The organism is Micromonospora sp. LOL_021 (assembly GCF_048060215.1).
In the GTDB taxonomy this organism is placed as follows: Bacteria; Actinomycetota; Actinomycetes; order Mycobacteriales; family Micromonosporaceae; genus Micromonospora_E.
The window spans coordinates 42,750-56,315 of sequence record NZ_JBHMIN010000009.1 but is presented as its reverse complement, the minus strand read 5'-3'; the positions used below and the strand labels follow the sequence as shown (position 1 = coordinate 56,315).

At 69.8% G+C, this 13,566-nt stretch carries 8 protein-coding genes; 3 read left to right on the top strand and 5 right to left on the bottom strand.

The window, feature by feature from the left end:
- Positions 1–28: 28 nt before the first annotated feature.
- From ACFHWT_RS08810 to ACFHWT_RS08800, 3 genes are read right to left on the bottom strand one after another with little or no spacing between them, the layout of a single operon-like run.
- Positions 29–886, bottom strand: coding sequence for a carbohydrate ABC transporter permease (locus tag ACFHWT_RS08810; RefSeq protein ID WP_278169519.1), 858 nt, complete (start codon positions 884–886; stop codon positions 29–31).
- 2 nt (positions 887–888) lie between these two features.
- A complete protein-coding gene (locus ACFHWT_RS08805; RefSeq protein ID WP_416594095.1) occupies positions 889–1,887 on the bottom strand; it encodes a carbohydrate ABC transporter permease in 999 nt (332 codons plus the stop codon).
- On the bottom strand, positions 1,884–3,191 hold the full coding sequence (locus tag ACFHWT_RS08800) for an ABC transporter substrate-binding protein (RefSeq protein WP_416594093.1): 1,308 nt from the start codon (positions 3,189–3,191) through the stop codon (positions 1,884–1,886). The genes ACFHWT_RS08805 and ACFHWT_RS08800 overlap by 4 nt, the downstream gene beginning before the upstream one ends.
- A 138-nt stretch (positions 3,192–3,329) precedes the next feature.
- Here ACFHWT_RS08800 and ACFHWT_RS08795 point away from each other — a divergent pair, with 138 nt between their 5' ends.
- From ACFHWT_RS08795 to ACFHWT_RS08785, 3 genes are all read left to right on the top strand, one after another.
- A complete protein-coding gene (locus tag ACFHWT_RS08795; RefSeq protein ID WP_416594092.1) occupies positions 3,330–4,475 on the top strand; it encodes a LacI family DNA-binding transcriptional regulator in 1,146 nt (381 codons plus the stop codon).
- 168 nt (positions 4,476–4,643) lie between these two features.
- On the top strand, positions 4,644–10,103 hold the full coding sequence (locus ACFHWT_RS08790) for a biotin carboxylase N-terminal domain-containing protein (RefSeq protein WP_416594091.1): 5,460 nt from the start codon (positions 4,644–4,646) through the stop codon (positions 10,101–10,103).
- A gap of 142 nt (positions 10,104–10,245) precedes the next feature.
- A complete protein-coding gene (locus ACFHWT_RS08785) occupies positions 10,246–11,067 on the top strand; it encodes an SAM-dependent methyltransferase (RefSeq protein ID WP_416594089.1) in 822 nt (273 codons plus the stop codon).
- Between the two features lie 77 nt (positions 11,068–11,144).
- On the opposite strand, the gene ACFHWT_RS08780 is transcribed toward ACFHWT_RS08785, so the two are convergent.
- Together ACFHWT_RS08780 and ACFHWT_RS08775 are read right to left on the bottom strand one after the other, a co-directional pair.
- Positions 11,145–11,924: a spermidine synthase gene (locus tag ACFHWT_RS08780; protein ID WP_416594088.1), complete on the bottom strand. Its 780-nt coding sequence runs from the start codon at positions 11,922–11,924 to the stop codon at positions 11,145–11,147.
- Positions 11,925–11,944: 20 nt separating this feature from the next.
- Positions 11,945–13,402 (bottom strand): RICIN domain-containing protein, encoded by a 1,458-nt coding sequence (locus ACFHWT_RS08775; protein ID WP_416594087.1) that lies wholly within the window; start codon positions 13,400–13,402, stop codon positions 11,945–11,947.
- Positions 13,403–13,566: the final 164 nt, after the last annotated feature.

The window sequence follows — 13,566 nt, the reverse complement described above, 5'->3', positions numbered from 1 at the left end:
GCACGGCCGTTGTACGTGCCGGGGCCGGTCAGCCCTTGACGGCACCCTGCAGACCCCCGACGATCTGTTTCTCGGCGATCGTGAAGAAGAGCAGCGCCGGCAGCATCGCCATCGACGTGAAGGCGAGGATCCCGGCGGTGTCCGAGGTGTACTGGCTGGAGAAGTTCTGCACGCCCAGCGGCAGGGTGTGCTGGTCGGCGTCACCGAGGACGAGCAGCGGCAGCAGGAACGCGTTCCAGCTCGTCACGAACGCGAGGATCCCGACGGTGACGAGAGCGGGACGCGACAGCGGCAGCATGATGCGCCAGAGGAAGCCGAGCCGCCCCGTACCGTCGATCGCCGCCGCGTCCTCCAACTCGCGGGGCACCGCGGTCAGGAAGGGACGCAGGATCACGATCGTGAGCGGCAGCGCGAAGGCGATCTGCGGCAGGATCACCGCGAAGTAGGAGTTGATCAGGTTCATGTCGCGCAGCATCAGGTAGAGCGGCAGGATCGCCGCCCCGGCCGGGAAGAGCAGACCGAGGGTGAAGAAGGTGTAGAGGACCTCCCGCCCACGGAAGGTGTACCGCGCGAGCACGAACGCGGCGCAGAGCCCCAGCGTCACGACGCCGAGTGTCGTGCCGAAGGCGACGATCGCACTGTTGACGGTCTGCAGCCAGAAATCGCTTTCGGTCATCACCCGGACGTAGTTGTCGACCACCCATGGATCGGGCAGCGCGGCCGGGTCGGCGATGATCTGCGGAGTGGTACGGAAGCCACCGATGATCACGTAGATCACCGGTACGATCGACACCCCGGCCACCGCGAGGGCCAGCGCGTAGGTGAGCGGACTGCCCCACGACGAATCCCGGCGGCGCTTGGCGCGGGGAGCGGCGACTGCGGTCACGGTCAGTTCCTCCTTCCGGTCACTGCGCCCTCGATGTCCCGGCGGAGGAGGAAGCGCTGGAACAACAGCGCCGCGACGAACGAGATCGCGAACAGGATCACGGCGATCGCGTTGCCGTAGCCCCACAGCCGGGCGAAGAAGCCGTTGTCCACCATGTAGGTCGCCATCGTGGCCGAGGCGCCCAACGAACGTACCGCGGGCACCGAGGTCACCCAGATCACGTCGAAGACCTGCAGCGAGCCGATCATCGACAGGAACATCCAGATCCGGATCGTGGGCCCCAGCAACGGCAGGGTGATGTGGCGTTGAATCTGCCACCAGCCGGCCCCGTCGATCTCGGCCGCCTCCGTCAGCTCGGTCGGCACGTTGGACAGACCGGCGAGCAGCAGGATGATCGCGAAGCCGACGTACTTCCAGGTGAGGACGAACAGTAGGGTCCAGATCACCAGGTCGAGGTCGGCGAGCCAGGGCCGCACCAGGCCACCCAGCCCCACCGATCGCAGCAGCGCGTCCGCGGTGCCGTCGTCGGTCAGCAGCAACTTCCACATGATGCCGGCGGTGACCTCGGCAAGCACGTAGGGCACGAAGACCAGCAGGCGGAACACCGTACGGCCGCGGAACGGCCGGTTCAGCAGCAGCGCGATGCCCAGGGCGATGGGACCCTGCACCACCAGCGATCCGATCACGATGAACGCGTTGTTGCGCAGCGCGTCGCGGAAGATCGGGTCCTGGAAGGCGAGCACGTAGTTGTTCAGGCCCACGAAGTCGGTGGGCGGCCCGACTCCCCGCCACCGGAACAGGCTGTAGTAGAACGCGAAGCCCATCGGGACCAGCACGAAAATCACGTAGACGATCACCGCCGGGGTGGTCAGTCCGATAATCTCGTACCACTTGCGTCGGGTCTCGGCCGCGCGGGACGAACGGCGCCCGGCACGCCGGACCCCCGCCGGGGGCGCGGTGGCGCCGCCGGCGGGGCTCGGGTTTCGGCTGATCGTGGTCACTTGCTTGCGGCCGACTTCATTGCCGTGACGACGTCCTCGGGCGAGCCGTTGCCGGCGAAGATCGCGACGATCGCGTCGTTCATCGCGCTGCCGACGGTGCTGCCGAAGGCCGTGTCCAACCAGAGCTGGACGTAGCTGGCGTCGGTCGTGGCCTGCAGGATCGACTGGAGCGCGGGGTCGGTCACGGCCGCCGCCGCCTCCGGGGCCACGGGCAGACCGGTGCCGGTCTCGGCGTAACCCGTCTGCACCTCGGGGCTGACGATGTACTTGAGGAACTCGACGCACTCCGCCGGAGCGTTCTTGGCGCAGGCGAAGCCGTCACCGCCGCCGAGGGCCGCGGCCGGGTCACCGGCGGAGCCGGCGATCGCCGGAACGGGGAACCAGCCGATGAACTCGGCGAGCGCATCCGGATCGGAGGCGACCGTGTCCAGCGTGCCCCGGTTCCAGTCGCCCATCAGCTCCATGGCGGCCTGTCCGTTGGCGAGCAGACCGTTGGCGCTGGTCGGGTCGTTCTGACCCGGGGTGGCGATGAAGTTGTCCTGGAACGGCTCGGTGGCGATGAAGGCCTGCAGGTCCTCGCCGGCCTTCACCCAGCACGGGTCGTCGAAGTTCAGCTCCATCGTGGCCGACCGGAGGGTCTCCACCGAGCAGGCGCGCAGGGCGAAGTTGTACCACCAGTGCGCGGCCGGCCACTTGTCGCCGGCGCCGAGGGCGATCGGGATGACGTCGATCGCCTTGAGCTTGGTGACGGCGTCGTTGAGCTCGTCGAAGGTGGTCGGGGGAGCGTCGATGCCGGCCTGGGCGAACAGGTCCTTGTTGTACCAGATTCCTTCGATGCCCATCCGGTACGGCAGGCCGTACTGTCGGCCGTCGGCCTGCCAGATCTCCACCGAGGAGCCGATGTTCTCGACCTCGGCCTGCACCTGGTCGGTGATGTCCTTGAGGTAGTCGGCCTCGGCCTGCTCGCGCAGCTCGCCGCCGCCCCAGGCCTGGAAGATGTCCGGCGGGTCGTTGCTCAGCAGGGCGGCGGGCAGCCGGGTGCGCTGCAACTGGTTGGTCTCGATCGCCTCGATCTCGATCGTGACGGTCGGGTGGAGCGCGGAGAAGTCGTTGGCGACCTTCTCCCAGTACTCCTTGCCGGGCCCGTCCTGGGAGGCGTTGTGCCACCAGGTCAGGGTCACCGGGTTCTCGTACAGCTCGCCAGCGGGCTCGGTGTTGTCGTCACCGTTGCTGCATCCGGTGGCTAGCAGGGTGCTGGTCAGAAAGAGCGCTAGGACGGCGCCTGCGCGGCGCGGTATTGCCATCATGTTCTCCTCGACTGGTCAGTCGGGTGCTTGGCCTGTCGGGGAGTTTTACAGCCGCGTAACGCGGTGTCAATCGGTATCGATAACGTTTTCGACTCGGCGGTGACGCGCCGCCGCCGGACCCCTATCATCGTCGGCGTGGAGTTCTCGCAGCGTGTGAAGATGTCGGACGTGGCCCGGGCGGCCGGCGTCTCCGTGGCGACGGTATCGAAGGTCGTCAACGGTCGCTATGGCGTTGCGCAGGCGACGGTCGAGCGGGTGCAGCAGGTCATCCACCGGCTGGGGTACGAGGCGAGTCTGGGAGCGCAGAGCCTGCGCAGCCATCGCACCAACGTGCTGGGGATCCTGGTCGCCGAGTTCGAACCCTTCTCCACCGAGCTGCTCAAGGGTGCCTCCAAGCAGGTCGCCGGCACCGGCTACCAGCTGCTGGCCTACTCCGGCGGGGACGGGGCCGGTACGGCCGTCGGCTGGGAACGCCGGTCGTTGGCCCGGCTCTCCGGCACGCTCATCGACGGTGCCGTGATCGTCACGCCGACCGTGGTGGAGACCAAGCAGGGTTTCCACGTGGTGGCGGTCGACCCGCACACCGGCCCGTCCGGCCTGCCGACCGTCGACTCCGACAACTTCGCCGGCGCCATCCTGGCGACCAACTACCTGCTCTCCCTCGGCCACCGCCGGATCGGGCACATCATCGGTCGGACCGACCTGGAGTCGGCGCGGCTGCGCGAAGCGGGCTTCCGTCAGGCGATGGCCGACGCGGGCGTCCCGGTGGACGAGACACTCGTACGGGTCGGTGGGTTCCGCATCGAGAGCGCCGCCGGCGCCGCGGCCGAACTGCTGGCCCTGCCGGACCGGCCGACCGCCATCTTCGCGGGGAACGACTTGTCAGCGATCTCCACGCTGAACGTCGCTCAGGAGATGGGTCTGACGGTGCCCGACGACCTCTCGGTGATCGGCTTCGACAACATCCCGGAGTCGGCGTCGGTCGACCCGCCGCTGACCACGATCATGCAGCCCCTGCAGCGGATGGGGGCCGAGGCGTTGGGTCTGCTCGTCGACCTGATCGCCGGCGTCGAGCGGGACACCCACATCAGACTGCCGACCGAGCTGGTGGTCCGCGCGTCGTGTCGCCCCTACCGTCCGCCGCACGGCGCCGACGTCCCGGCCGCCGCCGCGGCAGCGGCGACCTCAGCCACCCCGGACGGCGTCGCCGTGGCACCGGCATCCGCCCAGGTCGGACCTACCGCTCCGGCATCCACCGCCGCACCGAGCACGCTGGCCTGAGCCCCGGCGAGACGTCCGGCCGCCACCGGTGCCGGGAACCGCATTGAGTGACATGGTCGTTACTTTGTCGGACGCCCTATGGTGTTTCCAGCCGGCAGGCGTAAGGGTGATCCTGTCGGAGTCGCATCAGCGACGCGTGGATCGTAGGCGTACCGGAGGGCCGATCGGGTGTTCAGCCGCATTGCCATCGTCAACCGTGGTGAGGCCGCGATGCGGCTCATCCACGCCGTCCGGGAGCTGGCTGCCGAGACCGGGGCGCGGATCGAGACAGTCGCCCTGTACACCGACGTCGACCGTACCGCGACGTTCGTCCGCGAGGCGGACATCGCCTACGACCTCGGGCCGGCGTCCGCCCGGCCGTACCTCGATCTGGCGGTCCTGGAACGAGCCCTGGTGGCGACCGGCGCCGACGCGGCGTGGGTCGGCTGGGGTTTCGTCGCCGAGTCCCCGGCGTTCGCGGAGCTGTGCGAGAAGACCGGCGTCACCTTCGTCGGACCGAGCGCGCACGCGATGCGCCAGCTCGGCGACAAGATTGGCGCGAAGCTGATCGCCGAGGAGGTCGGCGTGCCGGTCGCCCCGTGGAGCCGGGGCGCGGTCGAAACCCTGGAGGCCGCCGTGGCGGCGGCGAGCGGCATCGGCTACCCGCTGATGTTGAAGGCGACCGCCGGTGGCGGCGGGCGCGGCATCCGGGTGATCACCAACGAGGCCGAGCTCGTCGACGCGTACGAGCGCACCAGCCAGGAAGCCGCCCGCGCGTTCGGCAGCGGCGTCGTGTTCCTGGAACGGCTGGTCACCGGTGCCCGGCACGTGGAGGTCCAGGTGATCGCCGACGGTCAGGGCACCGCCTGGGCACTCGGCGTACGGGACTGTTCGGTGCAGCGGCGCAACCAGAAGGTGATCGAGGAGTCGGCGTCGCCGGTGCTCAGCCCGGCGCAGGCCGCCGACCTCAAGGCGTCGGCCGAACGGCTCGCCGTCGCGGTCGGCTACCGGGGCGCGGCGACCGTCGAGTTCCTCTACCACCCGGGTGACCGCATGTTCGCGTTCCTCGAGGTCAACACCCGGCTGCAGGTGGAGCACCCGATCACCGAGTCCACCACCGGATTCGACCTGGTCAAGGCGCAGCTGCACGTGGCGTCGGGCGGGCGGCTGGAGGGCGACCCGCCGGTCGAGCGCGGGCACGCCGTCGAGGCCCGGCTCAACGCCGAGGACCCGGACCGCGACTTCGCGCCGTCGCCCGGTAGGATCGCCCGGCTGGACCTGCCCTCCGGGCCCGGGATCCGGGTGGACACCGGGGTCAGCGAGGGCGACACCATCCCCGCCGCCTTCGACTCCATGATCGCCAAGATCATCGCGTACGGACGGGACCGTGACGAGGCGCTCGGCCGGCTGCGCCGGGCGATGGCGAACACCACCGTGATCATCGAGGGCGGTGCGACGAACAAGAGCTTCGTGATCGACCTGCTCGATCAGCCCGAGGTGATCGACGCCAGCGCGGACACCGGGTGGATCGACCGGGTCCGCGGTGCGGGCCGGCTCGTCGCGCACCGGCACGTCGCCGTAGCCCTCGCCGCCGCCGCGATCGAGGGTTACGAGGCCGACGAGCGCGTCGAACGGCAGCGACTGCTGGCCACCGCGTCCGGCGGACGTCCACAGGTGCAGCACGCCAGCGGCCGACCGGTGGACCTCAAGCTGCGGAGCGTCAGTTACCGGGTACGGGTGGCGCGGACCGGCGCGTACCGGTTCCGCGTCGGCATCGAGGTGGCCGACGTCGTGCACAGCGCCGACGTCGAGCTGGACCGCTTCGACCGGCACACCGGGCAGATCGTCGTCAACGGCAGCCGGCACCGCCTAATCACCGGAACGCACGGGCCGGTGCACCTGGTCGAGGTCGACGGGGTGACCCACCGGGTCAGCCGCGACGAGGGCGGCGTGCTCCGCGCACCGATGCCCGCTCTGGTCGTCGCCACCCCGGTGCCGGTCGGTGCCGAGGTCGAGGCGGGCGCACCGGTGCTGGTGCTCGAGGCCATGAAGATGGAGACGGTGCTGCGGGCACCGTTCAAGGCCCGGCTGAAGGAATCCGCCGTGTCGGTCGGAAACCAGGTCGAGGCGGGCGCACCGCTGCTGAGGTTGGAGCCGGTCGCGGACGACGCGGCAACCGGGACCGACGCCGCCGCGGCCGCGCCCGTCGAGCTGGACATGCCCGCCGTGTCCGGGGCGCTCCCGCCGGCCGAACGGTGCCGGCGGGGTCAGGAGGGTCTGCGCGGGCTGCTCCTCGGCTTCGACGTCGACCCGCACGACGACCGCCGCGTCCTCGACGACTATCTCGTCGCGCGCCGGGCCGCCGCCGAGGACGGCGACCGGCCGTTGGCCGCTGAGATCGATCTCGTCGAGGTCTTCGCCGACCTCGCCGAGCTGAGCCGCAACCGGCCGACCGACGTTGACGGCGGCGACGGGCACGTGCACAGCGACCGCGAGTACTTCCACACCTACCTGCAGAGCCTCGACGTCGAACGGGCCGGCCTGCCGGACGCGTTCCAGACCAAGCTCGCCAAGGCGCTCAGCCACTACGGCGTCACCGATCTGGAGCGCTCCGCCGATCTCGAAGCCGCCGTCTTCCGGATCTTCCTCGCTCTGCAGCGTGCCGCAGCCGACGCCACCGTCGTGGCGACACTGCTGCGCGCGTGGCTACGGGAGCCGCCGCCCGGCCAGTCGTTGCACGAGCCCGCCGGTCTCGCCCTGGAGCGGCTGGTCGCCGCCACGCAGGTCCGCTTCCCGGTGATCGCCGACCTTGCCCGGGGCGTGGTGTTCGCCTGGTTCGCTCAGCCGTTGCTGCGCCGCAACCGGGCCACCGTCTACGCCCGGGTCCGCGCGCACCTGCGTCACCTGGACGCCCACCCGGAGACGCCGGAGCGCGCCGAGCGCATCGCCGACATGGTCCGCAGCACCGAGCCCCTGGTCCGGCTGCTCGGCCAGCGGATCGTCCGTGACCACCTCGACAACGCGGTCATGCTGGAGGTGCTGACCCGCCGGTACTACGGCAACAAAGGGCTCACCGCGGTCCACGCCCACCAGGTCGCCGGCTGCACCTTCGTGGTCGCCGAGCGGGCGGACTCGAGCGTGGTCACCGCCGCCGTGGCCATCGACGCCCTGGGCACCGCACTCGACGGGCTCGCCGAGCTGGCCGTCGGCCGGGAGTCTATCGACGCGGATATCTATCTCGCCTGGGAGAACCAGCCGGAGGACTTCGACGCGATGGCGGCTGCGCTGCTCGACGTCGTCACCGCGCACCCGCTGCCGCCCCAGGTCCGCCGGGTGACCACCACGATCGCGGGCCGTGCCGGCGCGGTGATGCACCACCACTTCACATTCCGCCCGTCGAGCCAGGGGATGGTCGAGGAGCGGCTGATCCGCGGCCTGCACCCGTACATCGCGCAGCGCATGCAGCTGGAGCGGCTGCGCAAGTTCGGCCTGACCCGGCTGCCCTCGCTGGACGAGGAGGTCTATCTTTTCCAGTGCGTCGCGCGGGAGAACCCGTCGGACCAGCGTCTCGTCGCGTTCGCACAGGTACGTGACCTGACCCAGCTGCGTGACCACGATGGACGCCTGGTGTCGCTGCCGACCACCGAGGACACCGTCGCGGCCTGCCTCGACTCGATCCGCCGGGCCCAGTCGGGCAGACCGTCGAAGACCCGCTTCACCACCAACCGGATCGTGATCTACGTCTGGCCGCCGAACGACCTCACCCGGCAGGAGATGGAGATGATCGCCGGGCGGATGCGCCCGACGACCGCAGGCGCCGGATTGGAGGAGATCCTGTTCATCGGGCGTCAACGCGACCGGGCGACCGGCGAGCTGACGAAGATGGCGGTACGGATCGCCTTCGACGCCACCGGCGGCGCCGAACTGGTCGTCGGCGAGCCGCCGGTCGAGCCGGTCGAGCCGTTGGACGACTACCGGCTGAAGGTGCTGCGGGCGAGCAGCCGCAACACGGTGTACCCGTACGAACTCACCGGCCGGCTCGGCGACTTCGTCGAGCACGACCTCGACGACGACAACGCGTTGGTGCCGGTCGACCGGGCGAAGGGGGCCAACAGCGCGGCGATCGTCGCCGGCGTGGTCAGCACGGTCACCGCCCGTCACCCCGAGGGTGTCACCCGGGTGGTGCTGTTCGGCGATCCCACGAAGTCGCTCGGTGCCCTGTCCGAGCCGGAGTGCCGCCGGATCATCGCGGCTCTGGACCTGGCCGAGCGGATGCGGGTGCCGGTGGAGTGGTACGCGTTGTCCGCCGGGGCCCGGATCTCCATGGAGTCGGGCACCGAGAACATGGACTGGGTGGCCGCCGCGCTCAAACGGATCGTCGAGTTCACCCAGGCCGGCGGTGAGATCAACATCGTGGTCGCGGGGATCAACGTCGGCGCGCAGCCGTACTGGAACGCCGAGGCGACGATGCTCATGCACACCAAGGGCATCCTGGTGATGACGCCGGACTCGGCCATGGTGCTCACCGGCAAGCAGTCGCTGGACTTCTCCGGCGGGGTGTCCGCCGAGGACAACTTCGGCATCGGCGGCTACGACCGGGTGATGGGGCCGAACGGGCAGGCACAGTACTGGGCGCCGAGCCTGACCGCCGCGCGGGACGTGCTGCTGGCCCACTACGACCACACGTACGTCGTACCGGGTGAGACCGGGCCCCGGCGGGCGGTCACCACCGACCCCACCGACCGCGACGTCTCCACCTTTCCGCACACGCTGGCCGGCAGCGACTTCACCACTGTCGGGGAGATCTTCTCGGCCGAGGCGAACCCGGACCGCAAGAAGCCGTTCGACATCCGGACCGTGATGCGGGCACTGGCCGACCAGGACCACCCGGTGCTGGAACGTTGGGCGGGCATGGCCGACGCCGACACCGCCGTGGTGCAGGACGTCCATCTCGGCGGCATCCCCGCCTGCCTGCTCGGCATCGAATCGCGGACGGTGCCGCGGCGTGGCTTCCCGCCCACCGACGGCCCGGACACCTACACCGCCGGCACGCTGTTCCCGCAGTCGTCGAAGAAGGCCGCGCGGGCGATCAACGCGGCCAGCGGCAACCGGCCGCTGGTGGTGCTGGCCAACCTGTCGGGCTTCGACGGCTCGCCCGAGTCGATGCGCAAGCTGCAGCTGGAGTACGGCGCCGAGATCGGCCGGGCGATCGTGAACTTCCGGGGGCCGATCGTGTTCTGTGTGATCTCGCGGTACCACGGTGGCGCCTTCGTGGTCTTCTCGAAGGCGCTGAACCCCGCCATGACCGTGCTCGCGCTGGAAGGTTCGTTCGCGTCGGTACTCGGTGGCGCTCCCGCCGCCGCGGTGGTGTTCTCCGGCGAAGTGGACGCCCGTACCGCCCGCGACCCGCGGATCCGGGACCTGGAGTCCCGGGTGGCCGCCGCGGTCGGCACCGATCGCGCCGCGTTGGCCGCCGAGCTCGACGAGCTGCGGTCGTCGGTACGGGCGGAGAAGCTGGGCGAGGTGGCCACGGAGTTCGACCGGATCCACGACATCCGGCGTGCCGTCGAGGTCGGCTCGGTGGACGCCGTCATCAGCGCCGCCGAGCTGCGCCCGCGGATCATCGCCACCATCGAATCCCGGCTGTAACAGGGGCGGTGACAGGAAGTCGCGCACCGCGCACGGGCGGCGGCGTTCGCGATCGTCGCGTTGGCGGGTCTACACAGGAGGTGAAAGCCGAACCGTGTAGGGTCGCCTGCGCGAGGGACGACATCGTTGTACGGAGGTCTTGGTGGAACGTCGCGGCGAAGATGCCCGAGAGGTCGATCTACGCACCGACCGGGCGCACGGCGCACGGATCTACGACTACATCCTCGGCGGCAAGGACAACTTCGCCGCCGACCGCGAGGCCGGCGAGAACTCGCTGCGGATATGGCCCGCGTTGCGAGCCCACATGCGGGCCAACCGGCACTTCATGCACCGGGTGGCACGCTTCCTGGCGGCCGAGCACGGGATCCGGCAGTTTCTCGACATCGGCACCGGGCTGCCGACGTCACCGAATCTCCATGAGGTCGTGCAGTCGGTCGACCCGACCGCACGGGTCGTCTACACCGACAACGATCCGCTCGTGCTCACTCACGCGCGGGCACTGATGATCGGGACGACACAGGGACGCACCGCCTACGTCGCGGCCGACATGCGTGACCCTCAGGCGATCATCTCCGCGCCGGAGTTCCTGCGGACCCTCGACCTGAACCAGCCGGTAGGGCTACTGCTGATCGCGGTCGTGCACTTCATCGAGGACGATGAGGAAGCACGACAGGTCGTACGGCGGGTCCTGGACGTACTCCCAGCGGGCAGTTTCCTGGCGATGTCCATCGCGACCGATGAGTTCGACCCGATTCCGCTGGCCGAGGTTCAGCAGGAGTACAACCGGCTGGGGGAGACCCTCGTCTTCCGCCGTCATGCCGCGGCGCTGGCGTTCTTCGACGGCCTGGAGCTGGTCGAGCCGGGCTTGGTCCAGGTCCACAAGTGGCGCCCGGACGGCCCGCAGGACCCCGGCATAACAGACAAGGACATCGCCATGTACGGGGCGGTCGCCCGCAAGACATAGACTCACCGACAGATGGTGAAAGACCGGGTACGGCACCACGCTGCTGTCGTAGCCCTCGGCTGCTGTCGGATGTCCCGCTACGGTTCGTCGGTGCGGGGCCGGGCGCCGGCGACGAACCTGTCCAGCGCCGGTCCGTGCAGCACACCGCCGGGTACCGGGTCGCGCAGCGCCCGTACCACCAGGCGCGCTACCGGCAGGCGGCCCGGCGTCCGTGCTGCGGCGAGTACCACGTTGCCGTACCGCCGGCCGCGCAGCATCCGCCGGTCGGCGACGGCACAGACGTCGGCGAAGACCGCCTGCAAGGTGGCCACCTGCATCCGGGTGCCGGCCAGCGGCGGCAGGTCGGTGACGTTGACCAGGTAGATGCCGTCAGGTCGCAGTACCCGGGCGACCTCGGCGGCGAACCCGACGGTGGCGACGTGCGGTGGCATCCGGGCCGCCTGGTAGATGTCGGCGAGCACCAGATCGTACGCGGCGGCGGGCGCGGCGATGACCGCCTCCCGCGCGTCGGCGACCATGACCTCGACGCTGGCCGGTCGGGGCGGCAGGTCCCGTGCCACCAGCGCGACCACTTCGGGATCCCGTTCGACGACGGTCTGCGCCGAGCCGGGTCGGGCGGCGGCGACGTAGCGTGGCAGCGTCAGCGCACCGCCGCCGAGGTGCAGCACGTCCAGCGGAGCACCGGCCGGCGCGGCGAGATCGGCGAGGGCGGCCATCCGGCGGACGTACTCGAAGCGCAGGTACGCGGGATCGGCGACATCCACGTACGACTGCTCGACTCCGTCGGCGAGCAGCATGCGCCCGGTCGACCTGGCCGGGTCGACGGCCAGGTCGAGCCGGTCGCCGGGTGTCCGCACGACCAGCAGACTAGCGACCGTCAGACAGGCGTCCGCGACCACTGCTGGTTGGTGCCGGTGTGGCACGGATACTGCTTGAGGACGACGCCGTCGGCGGTCGACGCGGACGGCACGTCCACACACTTGCCGCTGTGCCGCGCCCGGAGCTGGAAGTAGCTGCCGTTGGTGACCATCTGGAACTGCTGGTTGGTGCCGGTGCCGCAGGTGTACTGGATGAGCTCGGCCCCGTCGGCGGTCGACGCGCTCACCACGTCGAGGCACTTTCCGCTGTGCCGGCTGATCAGGCGCCAGTAGCCGCTGCCGGCGTCCTGGAACTGCCAGTGCTGCCACGCGTCGCCGTTGTACGCGTACTGGCCGACCCGCGCACCGTTGTCGGTGTTCGGCCACTGGACGTCCATGGCCTTGCCGCTGTGGCGGACACTGACCTGGTAGAACAGGTCTGTCGGCGGCGGTGGTGGTGTGCTGACGGTGTCACCCCACCCGTACCGGATCTGGTCGGCGCCGGAGGCGTTGCGGACGGTCAGGTCGAGGTTGGTGCCGCTGCCGCTGAGTGAGAACATCGAGTACCAGTCGTATCCGATGCTGCCGGGCTTGCCGCCGATGGCGGGCCAGTAGGTGCCGCCCATTCGGTTGTCGCGCATCACCTGGGCCATGGCGCGGATGTGGCGGACGAAGTTGTCGGTGCTGTTCGGGTCGGCGTAGTTGCGGCCGTCGTTCATGGGCGCGCCGAACTCGGTGGCGACCGCTCGGGCAGCGCAGTTGCCGAGGCGGGTCTGGATGTGGCTGCGGAAGGCGTCGTAGGTCATTTCGCCGTAGAAGAAGGCGTAGTGGTGGAAGGACAGTAGCGTCGAGTTGAAGCGGCTGTCGTTGCAGACGTCCCGCAGGTCCTGGCTGTAGCCGGTGCCGCCGATGAGTACCCGGCCGGGCACCGCCGAGTAGTGGTAGCTGAGCCAGTTGGCCGCGATGTCGCGCCACTGCGCCGAGCTGTAGCCGTGCGGTTCGTTCATCGGCTCGAAGTAGACGTTGGTGTTGGCGCCGTACGCGTCGGTGACCGTGGACCACATCGTGTTCCATGCGGCCATGTTCGTGATCCTGCCGCCGGAGGCGGCGCCGTCCTCCCAGTACGCCAGGATGACCTTGAAGCCGCGGGCGGTGGCGGCGTCGATGGCACCCCGGTAGGCCTCCCACCACGCCGTACCGACCGTGTGGGTGTTGATCGGCAACCGGACGGTGTTGACCCCCATGGTGGCCGCCATGTCGTCGTAGATGGCGTTGGCCTTGGCCCGTACCGTCGCGTTGCTGTCGGACATGCTCAGGCCGTGCACGACGAGGGGGCCGGTGCTGAAGTTGTCACCCAGCACGGCCCAGTTCATGCCGCGGAACTGGCTGGTGGCGGCGGTGGCTGACGACGACGTGACGACGGCGGTGCCGACCATCGCCGTCACCACGGCCACCAGGGTGATAGACAATCGACGCAACGACCGGGTGTTCGACGATGATCCTGACAAGATCTGGCCTCCCTGGGTACGGACATCGGGCCGGACGGCTGCCGCCGGCACCACTGTCGCTCCGGTGGAACTGACTATGTGTGCGTTAACACCGCACCGAGCAGATTAGGCGCGTCGGGCCGGCAGGGCGCCGC

Excerpts from the sequence above, each read along its gene's own strand:
- ACFHWT_RS08800 (WP_416594093.1), bottom strand. The coding sequence starts at position 3,191 with ATGGCAATACCGCGCCGCGCAGGCGCCGTCCTAGCGCTCTTTCTGACC.